General features: G+C 34.4%; 17 protein-coding genes, 3 pseudogenes and 1 other annotated feature. Of the genes and pseudogenes, 17 read left to right on the top strand and 3 right to left on the bottom strand.

The window, feature by feature from the left end; genetic code table 11:
• Positions 1-7: 7 nt before the first annotated feature.
• Positions 8-604 carry a ribosome biogenesis GTP-binding protein YihA/YsxC gene (yihA, locus tag HMPREF2818_RS01805; protein ID WP_000796925.1) on the top strand — a complete coding sequence of 199 codons (597 nt, stop codon included), beginning with the start codon at positions 8-10 and terminating at the stop codon, positions 602-604.
• Here yihA and HMPREF2818_RS01800 read toward each other — a convergent pair.
• Positions 585-1,214 (bottom strand): TetR/AcrR family transcriptional regulator, encoded by a 630-nt coding sequence (locus tag HMPREF2818_RS01800; protein ID WP_000140673.1) that lies wholly within the window; start codon positions 1,212-1,214, stop codon positions 585-587. The genes yihA and HMPREF2818_RS01800 overlap by 20 nt on opposite strands.
• Positions 1,215-1,485: 271 nt before the next feature.
• Between HMPREF2818_RS01800 and HMPREF2818_RS10275 the strand changes: the two genes are divergently transcribed.
• The 4 genes from HMPREF2818_RS10275 to mmuM all read left to right on the top strand — a co-directional run bounded on the left by HMPREF2818_RS10275 (position 1,486) and on the right by mmuM (position 5,072).
• Entirely contained in the window at positions 1,486-1,809 is a 324-nt protein-coding gene (locus tag HMPREF2818_RS10275) for an HXXEE domain-containing protein (RefSeq protein ID WP_001867206.1), read from the top strand.
• Between the two features lie 157 nt (positions 1,810-1,966).
• The gene (locus HMPREF2818_RS01790) at positions 1,967-2,617 is read left to right on the top strand and encodes an HXXEE domain-containing protein (protein WP_000120090.1); all 651 of its coding nucleotides are present in this window, start codon (positions 1,967-1,969) and stop codon (positions 2,615-2,617) included.
• A 129-nt stretch (positions 2,618-2,746) separates the two neighbouring features.
• Entirely contained in the window at positions 2,747-4,123 is a 1,377-nt protein-coding gene (locus HMPREF2818_RS01785) for an amino acid permease (RefSeq protein WP_000427477.1), read from the top strand.
• A 4-nt stretch (positions 4,124-4,127) separates the two neighbouring features.
• Positions 4,128-5,072 (top strand): homocysteine S-methyltransferase, encoded by a 945-nt coding sequence (gene mmuM / locus HMPREF2818_RS01780; protein ID WP_000532330.1) that lies wholly within the window; start codon positions 4,128-4,130, stop codon positions 5,070-5,072.
• Between the two features lie 93 nt (positions 5,073-5,165).
• Here mmuM and HMPREF2818_RS01775 read toward each other — a convergent pair whose 3' ends face one another.
• Positions 5,166-7,274 carry an AAA family ATPase gene (locus tag HMPREF2818_RS01775; protein ID WP_000002804.1) on the bottom strand — a complete coding sequence of 703 codons (2,109 nt, stop codon included), beginning with the start codon at positions 7,272-7,274 and terminating at the stop codon, positions 5,166-5,168.
• 270 nt (positions 7,275-7,544) lie between these two features.
• Positions 7,545-7,678 (top strand) — a sequence feature (ribosomal protein L10 leader region).
• Positions 7,679-7,707: 29 nt separating this feature from the next.
• Between HMPREF2818_RS01775 and rplJ the strand changes: the two are divergent.
• The 11 genes and pseudogenes from rplJ to HMPREF2818_RS01710 all read left to right on the top strand — a co-directional run bounded on the left by rplJ (position 7,708) and on the right by HMPREF2818_RS01710 (position 18,629).
• Positions 7,708-8,209, top strand: a pseudogene (rplJ, locus tag HMPREF2818_RS01770) (50S ribosomal protein L10).
• A 63-nt stretch (positions 8,210-8,272) separates the two neighbouring features.
• The gene (gene rplL, locus HMPREF2818_RS01765) at positions 8,273-8,638 is read left to right on the top strand and encodes a 50S ribosomal protein L7/L12 (protein WP_001196976.1); all 366 of its coding nucleotides are present in this window, start codon (positions 8,273-8,275) and stop codon (positions 8,636-8,638) included.
• Between the two features lie 240 nt (positions 8,639-8,878).
• Complete coding sequence (locus HMPREF2818_RS01760; RefSeq protein ID WP_000974944.1) at positions 8,879-12,490, top strand: type IIG restriction enzyme/methyltransferase; 3,612 nt, start codon at positions 8,879-8,881, stop codon at positions 12,488-12,490.
• Positions 12,491-12,503: 13 nt separating this feature from the next.
• Positions 12,504-12,995, top strand: a complete 492-nt coding sequence (locus HMPREF2818_RS01755) for a hypothetical protein (RefSeq protein ID WP_001129984.1) — start codon at positions 12,504-12,506, stop codon at positions 12,993-12,995.
• Between the two features lie 51 nt (positions 12,996-13,046).
• Complete coding sequence (locus tag HMPREF2818_RS01750; RefSeq protein WP_000884910.1) at positions 13,047-14,252, top strand: hypothetical protein; 1,206 nt, start codon at positions 13,047-13,049, stop codon at positions 14,250-14,252.
• A gap of 234 nt (positions 14,253-14,486) precedes the next feature.
• Positions 14,487-14,801 carry a hypothetical protein gene (locus tag HMPREF2818_RS01745; protein WP_000857661.1) on the top strand — a complete coding sequence of 105 codons (315 nt, stop codon included), beginning with the start codon at positions 14,487-14,489 and terminating at the stop codon, positions 14,799-14,801.
• A pseudogene (locus HMPREF2818_RS10420) lies at positions 14,801-15,877 on the top strand (ATP-binding cassette domain-containing protein). Before HMPREF2818_RS01745 ends, HMPREF2818_RS10420 begins: the two are co-directional and overlap by 1 nt.
• Before the next feature lies 1 nt (position 15,878).
• Positions 15,879-16,492, top strand: a pseudogene (locus HMPREF2818_RS10270) (hypothetical protein).
• 134 nt (positions 16,493-16,626) lie between these two features.
• Positions 16,627-17,193, top strand: coding sequence for a replication protein (locus HMPREF2818_RS01720; protein ID WP_000031192.1), 567 nt, complete (start codon positions 16,627-16,629; stop codon positions 17,191-17,193).
• A 3-nt stretch (positions 17,194-17,196) separates the two neighbouring features.
• Positions 17,197-17,430 (top strand): DUF3173 family protein, encoded by a 234-nt coding sequence (locus HMPREF2818_RS01715; RefSeq protein ID WP_000198708.1) that lies wholly within the window; start codon positions 17,197-17,199, stop codon positions 17,428-17,430.
• A gap of 17 nt (positions 17,431-17,447) precedes the next feature.
• The gene (locus HMPREF2818_RS01710; RefSeq protein WP_001284550.1) at positions 17,448-18,629 is read left to right on the top strand and encodes a tyrosine-type recombinase/integrase; all 1,182 of its coding nucleotides are present in this window, start codon (positions 17,448-17,450) and stop codon (positions 18,627-18,629) included.
• Between the two features lie 201 nt (positions 18,630-18,830).
• Here the strand turns inward: HMPREF2818_RS01710 and HMPREF2818_RS01705 are convergent, their stop codons facing one another.
• On the bottom strand, positions 18,831-20,066 hold the full coding sequence (locus HMPREF2818_RS01705) for an AbiH family protein (RefSeq protein ID WP_000248019.1): 1,236 nt from the start codon (positions 20,064-20,066) through the stop codon (positions 18,831-18,833).
• A gap of 415 nt (positions 20,067-20,481) precedes the next feature.
• Here HMPREF2818_RS01705 and HMPREF2818_RS01700 point away from each other — a divergent pair, with 415 nt between their 5' ends.
• Positions 20,482-22,296 (top strand): exonuclease domain-containing protein, encoded by a 1,815-nt coding sequence (locus tag HMPREF2818_RS01700; protein WP_000007459.1) that lies wholly within the window; start codon positions 20,482-20,484, stop codon positions 22,294-22,296.
• The last annotated feature ends 188 nt before the right edge of the window (positions 22,297-22,484 follow it).

The following is a 22,484-nucleotide window of genomic DNA, read 5'->3' as shown; positions in this document are numbered from 1 at the left end:
GATAGAGATGGCAGAAGAATTTTTAAATACTCATAATGCGTCTATTTTATTGAGTGCAGCTAACAAGTCACATTATCCTCAGGATGATCTCCCAGAAGTTGCTCTCGCTGGTCGTTCAAATGTTGGTAAATCAAGCTTTATCAACACGCTTCTTGGTCGTAAAAACCTAGCGCGTACGTCGAGTAAGCCAGGTAAGACACAACTACTCAACTTTTATAACATTGATGACAAACTGCGTTTTGTCGATGTCCCTGGATATGGCTACGCTAAGGTGTCTAAAACTGAGCGTGCTAAGTGGGGCAAGATGATTGAAGAGTACCTTGTAACACGTGATAACCTTCGTGTTGTTGTTAGTTTAGTTGATTTTCGTCATGATCCAAGTGCGGACGATATTCAAATGTATGAATTTCTTAAGTACTATGAAATTCCAGTAATTATTGTAGCGACAAAGGCAGATAAAATACCTCGTGGCAAGTGGAATAAACATGAGTCGTCTATTAAGAAGAAATTAAACTTTGATAAAAAGGACCATTTCATCGTCTTTTCATCTGTTGACCGCACAGGTCTTGATGAATCATGGGATACTATTTTATCTGAGTTATAATTTGAGAGTTTATGACAAAAAGAGCTTTGCAGTAGCTGTTGAGACTACTGCAAAGCTCTTTTTTATTTTTTAAATGATTGATAATATCGAAGGAAACTTGAGTTAATTCTTCGATACTTGTTTGGCAGTCTTGATGAATCCACTCAATTAGAACACTGAAAATACCACCAATCGCAAATCGCTGAGCATAGGTATTGGAAGATAAATCACCACGACCTAACTCTATCAAATCAATATGTCGGAACCAGGATTGTTGAAATTGAGGGAGTAGGTCATTCTTTCTAAGAATGAGAAGAAGGGATTTATAATCAGACCAATAACTAAAAAAATTCTGGAAAACTTGGCTAAAAGTAGCTTGTTCCAATTGACCAAGTTGCTTAAAGAGATTTAATGTTAGTCTTTCGATGAAAAGGGTAAGTAGGTCATCTCGACTGTCAAAGTGTCGGTAAAGGGTCCTTCTAGCATAGCCAGATTTCTTGGCAATTTGGCTGATCTGAATTTTCTCATAGGGATACTCTTCCAAAAGTTGGCCAAAAGCTGTTAAGATATCCTCTTGTGTTTGAGTGATTTGTTTTATTCTCTTTTTATTAACTGTCACACTTTCAGTCATTTGTGCATAAAACCTCCAAAGGTATTGATATTATAGGTTCACTTGATTATACTATATGGTATCAAATGTTACAAATCTTGGAGGTCATCTTATGAAAACATTGATAACAAAATGGTACCTCTTTTGTCCCTATCTTGCCTCTCTTTTTGCCTTAGCATTATTTTTTGGAAATTGGGATTTACGAGTGCAGTCACTACTTATATCGGGACTTTTTATTTAATTACACTTTTTCGAAGAATTTGGTTTCCCTGGAGGTTTTCCGCTTATCGCTATGCTAGTTGAACTTAAATCGGTTGAAACTGATACTAGTAAGTGGGACTTAAACCATCTATCAGCCTTTTTCGGGAATCAGTGGTTTGCAGTGATTGTTTATCTTTTGCCGATTTTTTGTCCCAATATACCATTTTTAACACTTGCAGTCATGATTTTTGCATTTGCAGAACTTGCCATGCATCTTTTCTTTTTTAATCTTTCCTTGAAGAAGTGGTATAATCCAGGACTTCTTACGACCTTAGTAGGTCTTGTCCCTGTTTCTGTCTATTATTTAGCTCATGATTGGAAGTTGTATTCTGGACTTGATTGGTTTTTAGGCTGATATGGATTGTTCTTAACTACTTTATAGCCTTTCGTTCCCCAATCTATAAGCGTTTAGGTCGACATTCAAATTACGCATTTAGTGATGTTGATCTTTCACGCTCAAAACCATTTTTAACACATTTTCGTGAAACACAGTTTAAATAGGAGGTATTATCATGTCATATTTTAGAAATTACTGGTATCGTTTTGGAGCAATTTTATTTATTATTTTAGCAGTAATATTGCTTGTTTTTAGACCTGACTGGTCAATGCTTCACTATCTATTGTATTTTAACTTTATGGCACTTCTAGCGCATCAATTTGAAGAATATCAGTTTCCCGGTGGGGCATCACCTATCATTAACTATGTTGTTTATGATGAAGAAGAGCTGATGGATCGTTTTCCAGGCAATACTCAGTCTATTATGTTGGTTAATACTATTGCTTGGTTGCTTTACATTGCTAGTATTGCTTTTCCTCAAGCTTATTGGCTTGGATTAGGAGTCATGTTCTTTAGTCTAACGCAGCTCTTGGGTCATGGTTTTCAGATGAATATTAAACTTAAAACTTGGTATAATCCTGGTCTAGCAACGACAGTATTTCTCCTAGTACCAATAGCTTGCGCATACATCTATCAAGCTAGTGCAGAAGGAATGCTCACTTGGGGAGATTGGCTAGGTGGTTTTATCATGTTGATTGTCTGTGTACTAACTAGTATTATTGCACCTGTACAGCTATTGAAGGATAAGAAGACCAATTATATTATTAGTCCTTGGCAAATGGACCGTTTTCATAAGGTCATTAATTTTGTAAGGATAAAAAAATAAGGTTACCGCTATTTATGATTCGCTGATTTTTTGTAATAGTTTTTCTTTATCATATATGATAGCTAATACCTATTCCCCAATACGACTAGATTGTGGTAGGATAAAAGTATTAGTTTCTTGGAGGTTGTTATGGAAAATCATCGTTATGAAGATGAAGGTAAATTCCAGCGTAAGATGACCAGTCGTCATCTCTTTATGTTATCTCTAGGTGGTGTTATCGGGACTGGGCTTTTCTTGAGTTCAGGTTATACCATTGCACAGGCTGGTCCGCTTGGAGCTGTGCTGTCTTATTTGATTGGTGCCGTTGTGGTTTATTTGGTCATGCTATCACTTGGTGAATTGGCAGTTGCCATGCCGGTGACGGGGTCATTCCACACTTATGCCACTAAGTTTATCAGTCCTGGCACAGGTTTTACTGTTGCCTGGCTATATTGGATTTGTTGGACGGTCGCCTTGGGAACTGAATTTTTAGGTGCTGCCATGCTCATGCAGCGCTGGTTCCCAGATGTGCCGGCTTGGGCATTTGCTTCTTTCTTTGCCCTTGTGATTTTTGGCTTAAATGCTCTCAGTGTGCGCTTTTTTGCAGAAGCAGAGTCTTTCTTCTCAAGTATTAAGGTTATTGCTATCATTATCTTTATTATCTTGGGCTTAGGTGCTATGTTTGGTCTAGTTTCCTTTGAAGGTCAGCACAAAGCTATTCTTTTCACTCATCTGACTGCCAATGGTGACTTTCCAAATGGTATCGTTGCAGTTGTCTCAGTCATGTTGGCTGTTAACTATGCCTTCTCTGGTACTGAGTTGATTGGTATTGCGGCAGGTGAAACGGATAATCCAAAAGAAGCTGTGCCAAGGGCTATTAAAACGACAATCGGTCGCTTGGTTGTTTTCTTTGTACTGACAATTGTTGTCCTAGCTTCGCTATTGCCAATGAAAGAGGCAGGCGTATCCACAGCACCATTCGTTGATGTCTTTGACAAGATGGGAGTCCCTTTTGCGGCGGATATCATGAACTTTGTTATCTTGACAGCCATCCTGTCTGCTGGTAACTCAGGTCTCTACGCATCAAGCCGTATGCTCTGGTCCCTTGCCAATGAAGGTATGTTGTCAAAATCTGTCGTGAAAATCAATAAACACGGTGTCCCAATGCGTGCTCTTCTCTTGTCAATGGCAGGAGCAGTGCTGTCGCTCTTTTCAAGTATTTACGCTGCAGACACAGTTTATCTAGCCTTGGTTTCAATCGCGGGCTTTGCTGTTGTTGTCGTATGGCTAGCCATTCCGGTCGCACAAATCAATTTCCGCAAGGAATTCTTGAAAGAGAATCGACTAGAAGATTTGTCTTACAAAACACCCTTTACACCAGTTCTCCCTTATATCACAATCGTTTTGCTTTTGATTTCGATTGTGGGGATTGCTTGGGATAGCTCACAACGTGCTGGGCTTTACTTCGGTGTTCCATTTATTATTTTATGTTATATTTATCACAAACTACGTTACAAGACATGGTGATCTTATGGGAAGATTTAAAGAACTTTTAGAGAGTAAAAAAGCTCTCATCCTACACGGTGCCTTGGGGACCGAGCTTGAGAGTAGAGGTTGTGATGTTTCTGGTAAACTTTGGTCAGACAAATATCTGATTGAGGATCCAGCAGCTATTCAGACCATTCATGAAGATTATATTCGTGCTGGCGCTGATATTGTGACGACATCAACTTATCAGGCGACTTTACAAGGGCTAGCTCAAGTTGGTGTCTCTGAAAGTCAGGCAGAAGACTTGATTCGCTTGACTGTTCAGTTGGCAAAAGCTGTGCGTGAGCAAGTTTGGAAAAGTTTGACAAAAGAAGAAAAATCAGAAAGAATCTATCCTTTGATTTCTGGGGATGTTGGTCCCTACGCTGCCTTTTTGGCGGACGGTTCTGAGTACACAGGGCTCTACGATATTTATAAGGAAGGTCTCAAAAATTTCCATCGCCATCGTATTGAGCTTCTTTTAGATGAGGGTGTTGACCTTCTGGCACTTGAAACCATTCCAAATGCTCAGGAGGCTGAGGCTCTTATTGAGCTACTTGTCGAGGATTTCCCTCAGGTTGAGGCTTATATGTCATTCACCTCTCAAGATGGTAAGACCATCTCAGATGGTAGTGCTGTTGCAGGCTTGGCGAAAGCTATTGATGTTAGCCCACAGGTCGTGGCGCTGGGCATTAACTGTTCAAGTCCATCGTTAGTTGCTGATTTCTTGCAAGCAATAGCAGAGCAGACGGACAAGCCTCTTGTGACCTATCCAAACTCTGGAGAGATTTATGATGGGGCAAGCCAATCTTGGCAATCTAGCCGAGATCATTCACACACCCTACTTGAAAATACAAGTGACTGGCAAAAACTTGGCGCCCAAGTTGTCGGAGGTTGTTGCCGAACTAGACCAGCTGATATTGCTGACCTCTCAGAACATTTGACATAAGTAAAGTGAATTAAAGAAGATTTTGATAAGTTCTGATTCCCTTTTTCAATCCACTAGAAAACCCGCTTGGATTCTTCCAAACGGGTTTTGTTTTTATCTTTCAGAAATGACGATTTGGCCATCTTGCAAATTAGCTTTTAGGTGTTTAACATCTGTATGATCGAGATAGTAGTCTGTGATGCGATCTCGAATTTCTTGCTCGATGACACGGCGCAATGGACGTACTCCCATTGCTTCGTCATAACCCAGGTCAATTAAGTGTGATTTAACATTTTCATCTACCACAAGGTCAATTCCTTTTTTGCCAATTGTTTGGTTAACTTCATCAAGCATCAAATCTACAATTTCGTTTAAGTCATCTTTGCTTAGGTGAGAGAATTCAATAACACCATTGAAACGATTTAGAAATTCTGGACGGAAATATGGAGAAATTCGTTCCATAATTTTCAAGTCTTTATCGCTGTCACCTGTAAATGCTTCGTTTCCAAAACCTGCATTTGAGGTTGCAATGATAACAGTATTTTTAAAGTTAATAGTGTTTCCTTGACCATCAGTTAAACGACCATCATCTAGAACTTGAAGGAGAAGCGTGATAACTTGCGGGTCAGCTTTTTCGATTTCATCAAGAAGAACAATAGAATAAGGATTTCGACGGATACGTTCTGTTAGTGTATTACTATTGTCGTCATAACCAACGTAACCAGCAGTCGCTCCAATTAGCTTAGAAACTGCAGTACGATCATTATATTCAGACATATCAAGTCTAACGATAGCATCCTTTGATCCGAACATATCAAAAGCTAATTGCTTTGCTAGCTCAGTTTTACCAACTCCAGTTGGTCCAACAAATAGAAAGCTACCAATCGGACGATTACCATCATCGAAACCAGCACGATTTCGGCGAATAGCTCTTGCAACTGCCTCAACAGCATCATTTTGACCAATGACTTTACCTTTTAGACGATTGCCAAGTTCTTTTAAGCGTTCAATATCACTAGCACCCATATTTGATACAGGAACTCCAGTTAGACGCTCAATTGACATAGCGATATCATTGATAGTTGCAGTGACTTTTTGTCCTTCGGTATGATTATCAATCTGGTTTTGTAACTCTTCAATGCGTGTCTTGACCTTAAGAGCTTCTTCAAAATCTTCAGTATTGACAGCTTTTTCTTGCTTGTCTCTTTGCGCAGCGATTTCTTTTTCTAAGGATTTAAGGTCAGTTACGGGATGTTGCGCAGCTAGGTGTGCAGCAGTCATATCAATAAGGTCAATTGCTTTATCAGGGAGACTTCTTTGTGGTATGTATTGAATAGATAAATCTACAGCTGCTTTCAAAACAGAGTCAGGTAAAACAACATTATGATGTTGCTCATAGAGGTTTCTTATCCCCATAAGGATATTGAAAGTATCTTGTGCAGAAGGTGCATTGACTTTAACTTCGTTAAAGCGGCGTGCTAAGGCAGCATTCTTGAGAATGGTGTTACGATATTCATCTTGAGTAGTTGCACCTATAACCGTTAATTCACCACGTGAAAGTGCAGGCTTAAGTATATCTGCGAGCCCCTTAGAGCCACTATCACCACCAGTTGAACCGGCTCCTAATATTTGGTGTATTTCATCAAAGAAGAGAATAATATTTCCTGTTTCCTTAACTTCTTTTATGATATTTTGAATATTTTCTTCAAAACTACCCCTATATTGGGTGCCAGCTTCAAGGCTAGAGATATCTATCGAAATGATTTCTTTATTTTTGATAGCAGCAGGGACATCACCATTTATAATTGCTTGTGCCAAACCTTCAATAACAGCTGTTTTACCAACACCTGCATCACCAACTAGAACAGGATTATTTTTAGTACGACGAGCTAGAATTTCTGCAGTTTCCTGAATTTCTTTGTTTCGTCCAATAACTGGATCTAGCAAATGCTGACGTGCTTGATCGGTTAAATTAGTTCCTAATTTAGTCAAAACACTATCTGCAGAGACTTGGTTTGTAGGAGTATTTTGGTTATTTAGCTCTTGACCGGGGAGTTTTCCAGTTTGACGATATTGACTGAATTCTTCAGGAGTAACTTCCCGTCCATTGATTAAGTATCGTTTATTCTCACTATTATAGCCCCCCATATTTCCCATTAGAGAATTAAAAATATCATCCATATTTCCAAAAGGGTCACGATTATAAAAATTATTATTTGCCATATATTAAATACCTCAATTGATTTTAATTTTTGAAAGTTAATTATTGATTCCTATACTTTAATACATATAGAGAGGTCTAATTTAAATATTTAATTATCTTTCTGGTACTATAATACACCTTTGGTCAGCGAAGGTCAATAAATAAATACTAAAATATTAATTTTTTGATATAAAAGATAACTATTTTAGTATTTTTTGGTACTATAAAATTATTTCAGAAAAATAATAAAAATTATTGACAATGCTAGAATTATAAGTTATACTATTTAAAGTTTCTGATGAAACTGACCTAAGACAGTAGGGGAGCAGTGCTCATAATATTCCTACCGAGGCACAAAACGTCATTATAAAATAACGTATTGTACTTTCGTGTCTAGGTTTAGGTGCGATTTTTTTGTGCCTATCCCAAAAAATAAAAACGGAGGTAAAACTAATGAGTGAAGCAATTATTGTCAAAAAAAGCTGAACAAGTTGAACTTATTGCTGAGAAAATGAAAGCAGCAGCAAGTATCGTTGTTGTTGATTCACGTGGTCTTACTGTTGAGCAAGATACTAATTTACGTCGTTCACTTCGTGAAAGCGATGTTGAGTTTAAAGTTATCAAAAACTCAATTTTAATTCGTGCAGCTGAAAAAGCAGGTCTTGAAGACCTTAAAGAACTTTTTGTTGGTCCATCAGCAGTTGCGTTTTCTAACGAAGATGTTATTGCACCAGCTAAAGTTATTAGCGATTTCGCTAAAGATGCAGAAGCTCTTGAAATCAAAGGTGGTTCAGTAGACGGTAAATTCACTTCAGTTGAAGAAATTAACGCTCTTGCTAAATTACCAAACAAAGAAGGTATGCTTTCAATGCTCCTTTCAGTACTTCAAGCGCCAGTACGCAACGTTGCATATGCTGTCAAAGCAGTTGCAGAAAAAGACGAAGAAGTGGCATAAGCACTCTTCAAGTAGCCTAGCTACATAATTTTATATTAAAACATATTTTTGGAGGAAATAACAATGGCATTAAACATTGAAAATATTATTGCTGAAATTAAAGAAGCTACAATTCTTGAACTTAACGATCTTGTAAAAGCTATCGAAGAAGAATTTGGTGTAACTGCTGCTGCTCCTGTAGCTGCTGCCGCTGCTAGTGGTGAAGCTGCTGCTGCTAAAGACTCATTTGACGTTGAATTAACAGCTGCTGGAGACAAAAAAGTTGGCGTTATCAAAGTTGTTCGTGAAATCACAGGCGAAGGTCTTAAAGAAGCTAAAGCTATTGTTGACAACGCACCATCAGTTATTAAAGAAGGTGCTTCAGAAGCAGAAGCTAACGAAATCAAAGAAAAACTTGAAGCTGCAGGTGCTTCAGTTACTCTTAAATAATAGAGTATCGCAATTTGATTGCGGAAGCCTAGTAAATCAAGGTTTTAGAATTGCTTAGAGCGATAAAAAATCGGGAGAATGTTATCATTCCCCACCAAAACCCCACCAAGATTAAATCTTGGTGGGGTTTTATTTATGATATAATATGTATATATATCGCTAAGGGTACCCTTAGTCTATTGCTTACACAATAGACTAATACTATCAGTTCTTAGATAAATCTGTTTAGGAGTCTATTTCATGGCAATAAAGGGAATTACATTAAAAGAGAGTATGAATCGCTCTGTTCAAGCAATTATGCCACTTGATGAAGAAAAAGAGGTATTTAATCAAAAATTGGTTAGTTATTTGACTCATTTAAAAGACAAAGAGGATGAGTCAGAGGAATACCAGAAAAATCTTCTCAAGGTATTTTTAGAAAGTGTATTACCTTACAATTTTATAAATACTTCTAGTAGGATTGACCTTGCTATCTATAATGGTAAAGATGCCAATTCGTCACTAGGTATTCTTTTTGAATGCAAGAGTCTTTTCAATAAATCTGAAATGATGTCAACGGAAAAAATTAATTCTAAAGCATTTCAAGAAATTGTCTATTATTACCTACAAGAACGCCTATTTAATAAAAATTTAGAAATCAAAAAGTGTATTATCACAAACGGTCTATCTTGGTTTGTAATAGAGGCTAAAGAATTTGAAAAGCATTTTTTCAAAAATAAAAAGCTAGTTGACCTCGTGACAAAGTTCAGAAATAATCAACTTTCTAGCAATAAAACAGATTTCCTTTATAGTGAGGTTATTGCACCAGAAATTGACAAAGCATTTGAAAAGGGAATCGTTATTGCTCACTTTGATCTTAGTCAAGCTCTAGTTAAGACCAGTAAGTCTATTGAAATCAAGAAAAATAATCTGACTCAGCTTTATCGATTCTTCACAGCAGAGAATCTCCTCAATAAAGAGATTTTTACTGATTCAAACAAACTCAATAAGAATTTCTATGATGAATTGCTTTATTTGATGGGGCTGGAAGAAACGAAGTCAGGGACTTCAAAAATTATTTCACGCTTAAAACCCATCAAACGTCAGCGATATTCTTTTGTTGAGAATATCATTAATAAATTGGAGATGAAAGATGTTTCAAAAGAAAAGCAGGAAGATATTGCTATTCAACTAACAGTTGTCTGGACAAATAGAATTCTATTTTTGAAACTGTTAGAATCTCAGCTTGTACTCTTTAACAAAGATGAATCTTATAGGTTCTTGACGTATGAAAAACTCCCTAATTTTGAAGAAATTTACGGTCTATTCTTTGCTGTACTTGCTAAGAAAGTATCGGAAAGAAATGATCGAGTGCAAGAAAAGTTCGGTTATGTCCCTTATCTGAACTCATCACTGTTTGAAGAAACAGAAATAGAAATTTCTAGAGATGGGATTGGTATTGATAGATTACCAGAGGGAGATATTGAAATTTTCTCCAAAACAGCCCTTAAAGGCGTAGATAAAAAACGTAAAAAAGGGAACATCAATTTTATTGAATATCTCTTTGAGTTTTTGGATTCTTATGACTTCTCGACCTCCATCAGCCACCATGAAAAATCTAAGAATGACCTTATCAATGCGTCAGTTCTGGGATTAATTTTTGAGAAAATCAACGGCTACCGTGATGGCTCTTTTTATACGCCAGGTAACATTACAATGTATATGTCACGTAAAGCGATTCGTACAGCAGCAGTGGACAAAGTTAATGAATTGCTTGGTTGGAATTGTGAAACTGTTGAAGAGATTAAGTTTGCGATTGGACATAGTGTTGAAAATGCTCGTAAAGTCAGCCAAGCAATTGATGATCTTAAGGTTTGTGACCCAGCGGTTGGATCCGGTCACTTCCTTGTTTCAATCCTGAATGAAATTATTGCTCTTAAAAGTGATTTAAATATTTTGTTTGACGCTGATGGCAACTATATTGGAAACCTGATTCAATGTTATGTTATCAATGATGAGCTAGTCATTCAAGATATGTCTGGAAATAATTTTTTGTATCAGACAGGTAATCAGCAGTCAGAACAAATTCAAAAGGCAATTTTCAACCAGAAAAGGCATATTCTGGAAAATTCGCTCTTTGCAGTGGATATTAACCCAAGCTCGGTCAATATTTGCCGTTTGCGTCTTTGGATTGAACTCTTAAAATCTTCTTATTACTACCAGGATACTGATACCAACCAACCTGTTTTGACGACTTTGCCAAATATTGATATCAATATTAAAGTAGGCGATAGTCTCTTACATAAGTTTGAATTTGACTATGAATTTGATATGAGAAAAACAGATTTCAAGGACTATCTATCTCTAGTTAAAGACTATAAGGAGACGAATAATAAACGAGTTAAAGCAGAAATCTGGGAGAAAATCGAAAGGCTCAAACATTCCTTTGATGACACAGCTTCAAGCCCTGAATTAAAGAAATTATCTCGGCTTATATCTGAACGAAATAAGGCTGGTGCCATTAGCTTATTTGAGGATGAAAATAAAAATTCTAAAGAAGTAGCGGAATTAAATAAGCAACTAGCAAAAGCTGAAAAGGAATTGGAATACAGACTGAAAAATCCATTATTCGCTAAAGGTATGGAATGGCGAATGGAATTTCCTGAGATCTTGGGAGAAGCTGGCGAATTTATCGGCTTTGACCTTGTAATTGGGAATCCGCCTTATATCTTTGCTCGTAATCAGTCCTTTACAGATGAGATGAAATCCTACTATTCAAGGACTTATCAAGTAAGTGAATACCAAGCCAATACCTATACTATATTCATGGAATTGGCTTATCAACTCTTACGTAAAGGTGGGACATTCTCTTATATCATTCCAAATAATTTTCTGACCATTCAGACCAATTCAAGAGTTCGTCAGTTTATCACGGAGCAGACGAGTGATGTTGTTCTGATTAATTCTCTGGATAAGATTTTTGCGGATGCTAGCGTGGATAACTGTATCATTTTCTTCAAGAAGAATGCGCCAAACTGGATTGAAGTAGCAGAATTGTATCACGGCGAGTTCAACACTGTTGGACGAGTTGCGCCAGATTTCTTTGGTGAAATCCCTACCTTTTCAATCTCGATGGTCAAGTATCGTCAGGCGATTGATATCTTCTGGAAAGTAAACCATTTTCCAATACTAGGACGACCAGAAATTTCGACTGTAAAATCTGGAATCAAAGCCTATGAAACTGGAAAAGGGAATCCTAAAATGACCGCTCAAGATAAGAATAATCGAATTTATCATGCAAGAGAAAGGTCAGATGATTCATACCGTCCCTATCTTGATGGCGAGAATGTATCACGCTATAAACTGACTTGGAATGGTGAATATGTCAAGTATGGTGAAAATTTAGCTGCACCAAGAGATAAAGAAATTTTTGAAAAACCACGAATTTTAGTTCGTCAGATTCCAAGTAAATCAACTTATGCTGTTGAAGCTGTTTATACTGATAGTGATGTTATTAACGACTTAAACTCCATGGTCATCACAGATATTCTGGTTAATCCTTTTTATCTTTTGGGTATTTTGAACTCTCGCTTAATCTCTCTTTGGTTTTTCATGAAGTTTGATAAATTCCAACGTCGCCTATTCCCACAGTTCAAAGTTAATGAACTAGGAGATTTTCCAATTCCAGATGCTACTGATTCCCAGCAAGAAGACATAGCACAAGTTGTTGAGCAACTGATGGAGGAGATGAAAAAAGATTCTCCTGACACTGAAAAAGTCAATCAGCTTAATCTGGAAATTGATGAACTTGTCATGGACTTGTTTGACTTGGCTGAAGAAGAAAAACAAACAGTTAGAGATTTTGAAGTATAGAAAGTAGGTGTAAATGGCAAAAAGTTTGCAAAGTCAATTCAGAGATATTGAGAGAAATTTAGTCAGAGAAACGAATAAAATGGTGAAGAGAGCTAATAAGAAGATAAAACCTGTTATCCTTCCAACACAACTAGATTCCTCTAAAACAGCACTAAACTTTAACGAATATCATCAAGATAATAGTACTCATGTTTCTGTTAATGGAGATTTGATAAACTCACAGATTGGTGGACAAAATAATGCGTTAAATATTACCTATACTGAGATAGAAATTGAGAGAGTATTTGAGAATATCAGAGAGTACTCTAGAACATTAGATGAAGAAGAACAGACAGAATTAGTGACAATTTTAAATGAGGTACAAGAAGTCGGAAAAGTTGATAACCATCAAACTTTTTTTGAAAAACACCCTATACTTGCAATGGCTCTTAGTGCTAGTGTAAGCTGGGGAGTGGAGAATGGAATTGATAGATTAGTTAGTGTCATTTCAAATACATTTAAGTGAAAAGTTTTTTATTTGATGGAAATAGAAAATGGAGAGTTTGAGGTGTAGATGATGTTGGACTTAGAGAAAATTTTGAGGGGAATGATTTCTGCAAAATTCAAGGACTTGAGGGGAAGCATTCCACCAGATATCATTTCAAATGGCCAAAGAACTGCAATCTACAACATTGAAAAAGGTAAAAATCCTAAAAGCGGAAATTTTGTAACCGATACTTTACTGGAGGATTACTCTAGCTATTTTGGAATGGATAAATCAGATCTTATCTTTGGAGATGCTCTATTATTAGAACTGACTCTTTACCATGTATTTTCTCAAATTTTTTATCAAATAGTACCAGATGATAATCGTATTGGCTTGAAGATTGATAGGAACAAAATTCAAAACAATATTGATTCAAGCATTATTGAGCCATTTTTAGAACTATTCTATATTTTTGGGGATTTTGGGCGATGGTATAATATTAGAAGGAAGGATGATGATGAATCAGATAAAGATATAGATTATACGACAATGTATGAAATCGTTTGGCGTTTGATAAAAAGTAGAGTGGTTAGTTCATTTAATCAACATGTAGTTGGAGAAATGTTTGAAAAAGACAAGGTATTTAATTTTAATCAAATCAACAATGTCTTTAATAATTGGTATCATAAGCATTTTGTAAAAATCATAATCCCTGAGGCGTTAAAAAAATTGGAGTCTGACAGTATTTTTAAGATGGGATTTATGGTTAGGAATTTGATTGAAAATTTTTTGGTTTTAGATTTACCACTATCATATTTAGAAGATGTTCCATTAGAGGAATACTACTTACCAATAACGAACTATACCATAGATATTTCAAAGATAGAATCTGAAGAAGTAGAGAATAAAGTTTTAAGAGAATATTTAAGATGGATATTAAGATATAACAGCTTAGAAACATCTGATGATGCAAAGAAATTTGCTGATGAAAATTTTTTTGAAGAATTTGATTTTGTTACTGAAGAAAGGCGTCCATTAGTTGACCAAACCACTAAAATAAATGTAAAAGAGTTGTTAGATTCTATTATAAAGTCCCCAAAACAATTTGATAATGGTCATATTTTACATGCTAGTATAAGAGAAATTCCAGGACTATTAACAGTCAATAGTCAGGTATCAAAATTATTTCAAACAAGAGTTAATGAAGTTTACTTAAAACAAATAGATGATTTAGTCATGTATCAAAACATATATATCAACTTAATCAAACCAGATGAACTAGATTCATTTTTATAACCAAATTATTAAACGGACAGTTACAGGAGTACTTGTCCGTTTTCATTTTGTCCATAAAAGAAGTAGAAACTGAGAACTAAAGTAAGAATTTAGAAGAATGTATTCTCCGATATACTAAAGACATCAAAGCACAGCAAATCTTTGGTAGTCAACGCTCAAGAGAGTTGCAAATCTGTTGAGTCACTTTTCAGGAAGTTGCTGATTCCTGAACGGGTTTTTAATGGAGGATAAAACATGAAGACAAGAAATCGTAAAGGTGGTTATTTAGCGAATACTGCAAATGAGTACATCGACTCTAAACAGGCAATTCATTGCTTGAGTGTAGAACTTGAACCGCAAATTAGGTTTGAAGAGGGTCAGCCTACTGGGGAGATTATCGCTTATAAGGCTTGGTTCTCTCAAAAAGGGCTTCCGCCTTTTATGGTGAAGTTTGAAAATGAAGTGACACTACCAGCATATATGGTAATGGTGCAATTTGAGAATCTTCAAGCTTGTGAGGTTGGGTTCAATGTTTATTTCAAGGCAGACAATCTCAAGGAGGTCAAATAATGACCAAGAAGGAATTGTCACAGTATCTGCTTCAAAGTCTCAATATGGGACTTGGAGCTCTTATGCAAGGGGAAACAAGTTATACCAATAGTTTTGACTGCAAAATTATGGAAGAAGGATTTCTCTTTCTTCCCCGCTTACCAGCGGGATATATTATTGATGATGAACTCTATCAAAAAATATTCCTAATCGCCAATGCTTCACTCTTCCCTCGTTACACACTATTGAAACAAAATTCTGCCTATTTCATGGCACTTGATACAGAAGATATTCATGTTCAACGTGGGCTATTTTTCCCATGGAAAGAAGGCGTATCTGAACGCTTAATCATTTCTGACTTGGAAGATTTCGCAAGCTCTCAAAAGGAAACTCTGATTCCTATCATGAAAAATCTATCTCTTGATTTTAACAAGGTCAATCATATTGCCATTGCAGGAAATTCAGGATCAGGTAAATCTTATGCTCTGACCTACTTTCTGAGTCTCTTAAAAGGGATTTCTTAACTGATTATCGTTGACCCTAAATATGATACTCCAAGCAGATGGGCAAGAGAAAATGGTATTGCAGTGATTCACCCTCAAAAGAATCGCTCTAAGTCTGATTTTGTATCGGAAATCAATGAGAATCTAAGTTCGTGCTTAGAGCTTATCCAACAACGCCAAGAAATTCTCTATGAAAATCCTGACCACGAATTTGACCATCTAACCATTGTCATCGATGAAGTTTTGGCACTTTCAGAAGGAGTGAACAAAGTTATCAAAGAATCCTTTTTCTCACTACTTTCTCAAATAGCTTTACTTGGTAGAGCTACTAAAATTCACTTACTACTGGTATCACAACGATTTGACCATAACACGATTCCGATTTCCGTACGTGAACAGTTAAATGTCTTGATTCAAATTGGCAACATCAATAAAAAAACGACTCAGTTCCTCTTTCCTGACTTAGACCCTGAAGGTATTGTCATTCCAATAGGAAAAGGAACTGGCTTAATTCAAATACTTGATAACGAACATCCTTATCAAGTATTGCCACTCCTTTGTCCAACCTACTATACTAAGAAAGGTATTTTATAAAATGAAAAGAAGTTTCTTCCAAAAAACGTTTAACCTGAATCTGAATTTGCTTTTCTTTGGTTTCATTGCCTTCTTAATCAGTTATGGATTCCATGTACTAGGCAATCAAATCAAGACAAGTTCTTTCTTGAGCTCTCAATCAGTCTTTGCAGATATTCAAACTAAGTTACAAGTGGTAGACCAGTATACTCAGTCAATAGCATATTTGTTTATTCTGATTGCCATTATTCTAACCTTGACTGAACTCTGTCAGCGAATTATGAAGGACTCAATATGGAACTATTTTAAGTCTGTTTATCAAACCTTATGATTGAGACAATTCTTAGACAGGAAGAACATTCTGAACCTGTTATGACAATAGAAAATCAAACGGTCACTCGCTTTAATCCTATCCTAAGAAGTTTCAATCGGGTTGTTTCTAAGTGCACGGTGGATGCCCGAAAGGATTCTGTTTCTGTCTTTCTAAAAGTCCCTAAAACGCAACAGGCACAAAAACTCTTGCGAGAAATGGAAGAACATATCAAGGAAGAAATTTCGAGCCGAAATCCCAAGTATTATTTCTCTACCCCAAATCGGGAGAAAAGTAAGCTCTGGTTTACAGGTACTAAACGGTAAGGGAAAGAGTGGTGCTTGGCTCACGAAGTGAAAGCCAAAAGCACCACTCTTTCTTATAACTGTTTTTAACATGTGTAATGGGGTTACTACGCCCCCCCATTACACCAATAATCAATAATCACGAAAGGAAGTATATGTCAAAAGACAAACGCTCGAATAAATGGGCTTTTCTGCTCTATCAGGAAAGTGTGCCTAAGAACTATTTAGAGGTGCTTGAAGAGTTACATATCCCCTTTGTTTTAAGTCCGTGGCATGATAAAGACGTAAACAAGGAAACAGGGGAATTCAAAAAAGCTCACAAACATGGGGCTCTCTTCTTTGAATCTCTCAAAAGCTATTCACAAGTCTCTGAATTATTGACGAAGCACCTAAATACACCAAGTCATGTTGAAGTTATCATGTCACCTAAAGGAATGTATGACTACTTTATTCATGCGGAGAATCCAGATAAAACACTCTATGATATCAATGACATTGAATCAGGTTGTGGATTTGAGTTAGATAAATTTCTCACCAGCAATAACAATGATAAATTTTTATCTCTGGTAATTGACATTATCGAAGAACAAAATTTCACAGAGTTTAATAATCTGGTTAGATATGCGAGAAGTGAAAATCCTCAACTGCTTGCCTTGATAATGAATAAAACCTATTTCTTTGCAAAATATCTGGATTCGAGAAGATATTCAAGGAGGAAGTAACGATTGACAAGAACAATAAATCATAAAAGATTAATGGAGCTTGGCTTTCCAGAACATACTGCAAGAAATATTATTAAACAATCAAAAGCGATAGCAGTAGCAAAGTTTGAAGAAACTAGTAATTCTAAAAATAATTTGGTAAAATTGAGGAAATCGCCCTTTGAAAATTCTAGACTAGACCTTGCACCTACCTATATTGTAGAAGATTTGCTAGGCTTCGAGTTACCTTTTAAGTAAAGAAAGGAAACTTGAAAATGGCAAATAAAAAATATCGTGGTGTATCACGTGATAAACAAGGAAGAATATATTATCAAACGGAGTTCAAGGCTAATAATATAACTGGTAAACGCCAACGCAAAAAGAGTTATAAAGACCAATTTGGAAATCCTTTTCGTTCCGAAAAGCAAGCATATGATGAACTTTGTAGAGTGAGAGTTGAATTCCAAACGAAAGATAACAATGATGGTTATTATCTAAGTTTTTCTCAATACATGGAAGAAGTGTATCTACCTTATTACAAACAAACGGTTCAAGCGGTCACTTATCGGACTGCTCTAACTCATCACAAAATGTTTGTTGAAATCTTTGGTAGTAAAAGACTTTCTGAAATTGATGTTCGAGAGTGCGAAAAATTCAGGATATATCTGATTGAAAAGTATTCACCAAATTATGCTAAAGGTGTATGGATTCGATTTAAGCATTGTATTGGGTACGCAGAGAGGCTGGGATATATTGATGAATTCCCTTGCAAATCTCTTGATAATCCGAAAGGGAAAAGACCAGATACAAAGTTTTGGACTCTAGAAGACTTAAAAAAAGTAGTCGCTACCTTTGACCTACGGGATTATGAAGAAAGGCATAGATTTACTGCCATATGGCTCTATTTCTTTACGGGTCTTCGTGTATCAGAGGGTTTAAGTTTAATTTGGTCTGATATTGATTTCGACAAAAAGCTCTTACATGTTCAAAGTACACTTGAGTATGAAGGAAACGGAGTCTTTACTCGCAAAAATCCAACTAAGACTTCAGCTGGTATAAGGTGGATTGAGTTAGATGATGAAACTCTAAATGTTCTTCTAAGATGGCGTTCAATTCAAGTGGAAAATGGTGATGACAGTTATGTATTGGCTAGATTCGGAAAACCACTCAATAAATGCACATTAAGTAGAATTCTAAAACGCCAAGCTAAAAAAGCAGGAGTAGAAGTAATCACTGGAAAAGGGTTGCGACATTCTCACGACAGTTTTTTGATAAACGTACTAGGAAAAGATGTTCTGTATGTTTCTAAACGTTCTGGACGAGTTGATAAGGCAACTACCTTGAATACCTATTCTCATTTGTATGATAGCAAAAAAGCTAGTGGTGGAAGAGAGATATCCCAAGCATTACATAAGTTTGGAGTATCATCAAACCCCACCAAAACCCCACTAAACTAAATAAGAGCAAGAAAAACCCGATTATATCAATGTTTATAAGCATTGTGTAACTGTTACTCTTAAATAATCATCTATTGGTTGTTTAAAGGTGAAAGCCTAGTTTTAAAGTCTTTTCGTTAAAGTTAAGGCGATTAAAAAAGGAAAGATTCAATTGAATCTTCCCCACAAACACCCCCACAATATTTTGTGGGGGTGTTTTGTTTAATATGGATTTAGAATATCATTATAAAGTATTTCTTGAATAATTAAACGATTTTCTAATTGAAGTTTTGTGAATAAATTTCTGCCATGATTCTTATTATTAAAAGTATCTCCATATTTTTCAATTAATTTATGTACTGCATGAACTTGTTGAGATTTAATTTGTTCCCTAATATTCTCGTTATAACAACTCCAATAGAAAATTAGTACAGTGTCACTGGAATAAAGATTAATTGAGTCAAAAATTGATTGAAAATAAGAATAGTCTGCTTCACCCAGACCATGACCATAAAATTTTATAAAAGTTAATTCAGAGGGAATTGGATATTGAAATATATTTCCGTTCTGTAATATCCTGTATGATTTGGTAAATTCAACAGGCAGGGTAACATTTTTATCTTTTTGTATATCAATTAAAGAATCATAATCTATTCCAAAAATAATATTTTTATCATTCAGGGTTCCATGAATATTACGTTGTAATTTATCTATTCTAGGTAATGTATAATTAAAATTCAATATTGATGTTTCAACATTAAATTCATTATTACTTTCTAAGTCATAAATGTAGCTAAGAAATCCTTCATAGGAATTGAAACAATTTTCGTTATGAAAATCATGTAGTGCAACAAAAGAATTACATGTGAATGCACTAGAAATATTACTTTTATACAAGAGTTCAAAAATAATTCGAGATTTTAATAAGTAATTATTTCCCAAATTAGTTATATCTTTAAAATAATCATCTTTTGATTGTTCCTGGATCTCTATTTGATTAGTTAAATAAGAACAAAACTCATCTTCGACTATTTTTAAATCTTTTTGAATTAGTAATAATAAATTATCTAGTTCTGGAACAATAGGTATACCATTATGATTCCACAAAAAATTATGGAGTGCTTTTTGCGTTAGCTCCTCACTGGTAGAGTAATCATTTCTTGAGTAATCAGTGCTTAATGTTTCGATATATATACTCTCAATATCTTTGCCACTTAAAATTGTTTCGTTATTATATAGTGTTATAATGTTTTTTAGATGTACTGAAATTAATTTCTCAATATCACTCCATAAATCGCTAGACCATTTTTTATTATAACATGATCTCAAAATATAATACCAAAAACTACTAGTACTGTCTGAATCTTTAAATCTAAAATTGAAAAAATCCATATATCCTGACTTTAAATCCGAAGCTCTATCAAATCCATTTCCTAAAATTATTAATTGGTTTACCATTTCTTAAGTCTCCTAAATAATCTAAATATATTATAATTCATTATTAGATTATTTGTTATAGAAAATTTATTTAAAAAGATATTAACAGGTTTAATATCAAGTACAAAATAATATTTTTGTTTTAGATAGTTTTTTATCTTATAGTACTATTTTTAAAAATTCAATATTTTAAAAATAGTACTATAATTATATATATTAAGGTATTTTGATGATTTCAGAAGGAAATTCCTAAATTATGAATAAACACTATTTCGAATTATTAATATTTTCTTTGGGAATTGTTTCTAGATTATCAGTCTCTCTTAAAAAATACCAAATCAATATAAAATTTGGTCATTTAGAAAACTAATATATTAAAATTACATATAGTTAGTATTTGTCGTAAATATTTATATAGATATTATCGGAGGAAAAAATGAGTTTTTTTGAAAAATTATTTAGCAAGTTTAATAAAAAGACAACTAGTGATATTGTTCAATTCAATAATAATTCTCATATTAATCCATTTGGTTTTGTAGATTCCCAACAAATGGATATTAATGACAATAATATAAACTTTATAAAAAATAGATTTATTGCTTTTGATATAGAAACGACAGGTTTAAACTCACAGCAAGATAGAATTGTTGAAGTAGGTGCAGTTCTTTTTGAAAATGGTAAAGTCGTTGATTCATATGAATCATTAGTAAATGCTAAAGTTAACATTTCAGCAGATGTAACTCGAATTAATAACATTACAAATCGTATGATTAAGAATGCTCCATCTGAAAATCAAGTATATTATGAATTAGTAAATTTTTTGGGTGATGCATTAAATGGTAAAACACCGGTTTGTGCACATAATGCTAAATTTGATATGGGATTTTTATGTAATACACTAAGTAGACTTGGATATAATGGAGAAATTAAGTATTTGGATACTCTATCCCTTTCAAGAAAAAATGTAAAAGGGTTGAGGAATTATAAACAAAATACAGTTGCTGAATATTTTAATCTACAGAATAAAAATTCTCATAGAGCTAAAAGTGATGCAATCATTTGTGGTAATATATTAACAAAATTATTTTTTATTATTGAAAACCAAAAATCAAGAAAAAGTTTTTCTTCTAAAAACAACAAAATTTCTCCAGAGGAACTTGAGGTTTGTGCAGTTATACAAAATATTATTTTTGAAAGAAAAGGTGATACTGATTTAGTGGGATATTATAAAAATAGTAGTGGTTATATTGATGTGTACTATTTATACAAGATTGTAAGGTTTAAATTTACTAAAAAAGGTAAGTATATTATCGTACCTAGAGATTTGAAAGGTTCTGAAAATTTTATTCTAGAGTCTTGTACTTTATCAGAAGGTGGTCATGATTTTGTTAGACTATACTTTAATTCTCCACTTGAAGTGAAAGAAATTTCTAGTTATATTTTTGAAGAATATATAAATACTAAAAGATCTGCAACTGAGTATTTAAATTATAATAAAAACTATGTTGATGAATATAAGGCAAGTCCTCTTATGGAAAATGTACTTTCAAACACTGATGTAAAAAATATTTTAGTTAGTATAAATAATAAAGTTTATAACTCACAAAATAATATTATTGAGAAAGATCTTATTGACAGAAAAGATATAAAAATTAATCCTGTTAATAATCGAATTCCTGTTTCAGAAATACAAAATTTGACTAATTGGCATAAAGGATTTGATTTGGGTTTTCCATTCTGGGAAGAAGGGGAAAAATATAGAAAAGAAGGAAATTTAAAACGATCAATTTTGTTATATGATTTAGCTAGATCTAATGGCTATTGTTCGCCCGCACTTTTTGAGTCATATGCAATGGCTTTTCATAGATTAAAAGACTATGAAAATGAAATTGATATCTTAGATGAAGGAATAGAGCGTGAGGGCAATTTAGGTAGATTAATTACACGTAGAAATAATGCGATGAAAATGTTAATCAAATCAAGAAACGAACAAAAGAAAATAAAAGAAAATGAAAGTGCTGAAAACATCCTTTTTAGTGAAATAGAGATTTTAAAAAGAAAAAAAACTAGAAAAAATGCACGTCCAGTCTTGAAAATGGACGATGAAATGAATATATTAGAACATTTTGAGTCTATTTCAGATGCAGTAAAAAAAACAGGAATTAATTCAAAAAGTATACGTGATGCTTCAAAAGGTATTCAAAAGCATGCAGGTGGTTTTGTCTGGAGATACGAGGACGAATATAAGTAGATTCATTCACATATATAAAAGTTTTGATAAGTAATTAATGATTTCATAATAATCGTATTGAATGAAATAATTTACTAAAGTAGACAAGACAAAATAATAATATCAGTGTTTATTTTTAGTCATTATTATAGCATTGGTAAAAACCTGAAAAGGCAACACTTTATAAATGTTGTACAGAAAAGTGTTGC

The sequence above is a fragment of the Streptococcus sp. HMSC076H09 genome (assembly GCF_001811765.1).
Classification (GTDB): domain Bacteria; phylum Bacillota; class Bacilli; order Lactobacillales; family Streptococcaceae; genus Streptococcus; species Streptococcus agalactiae.
Note: the sequence above shows the minus strand (reverse complement) of the source record. Positions and strands in the feature narration are given on the sequence as shown.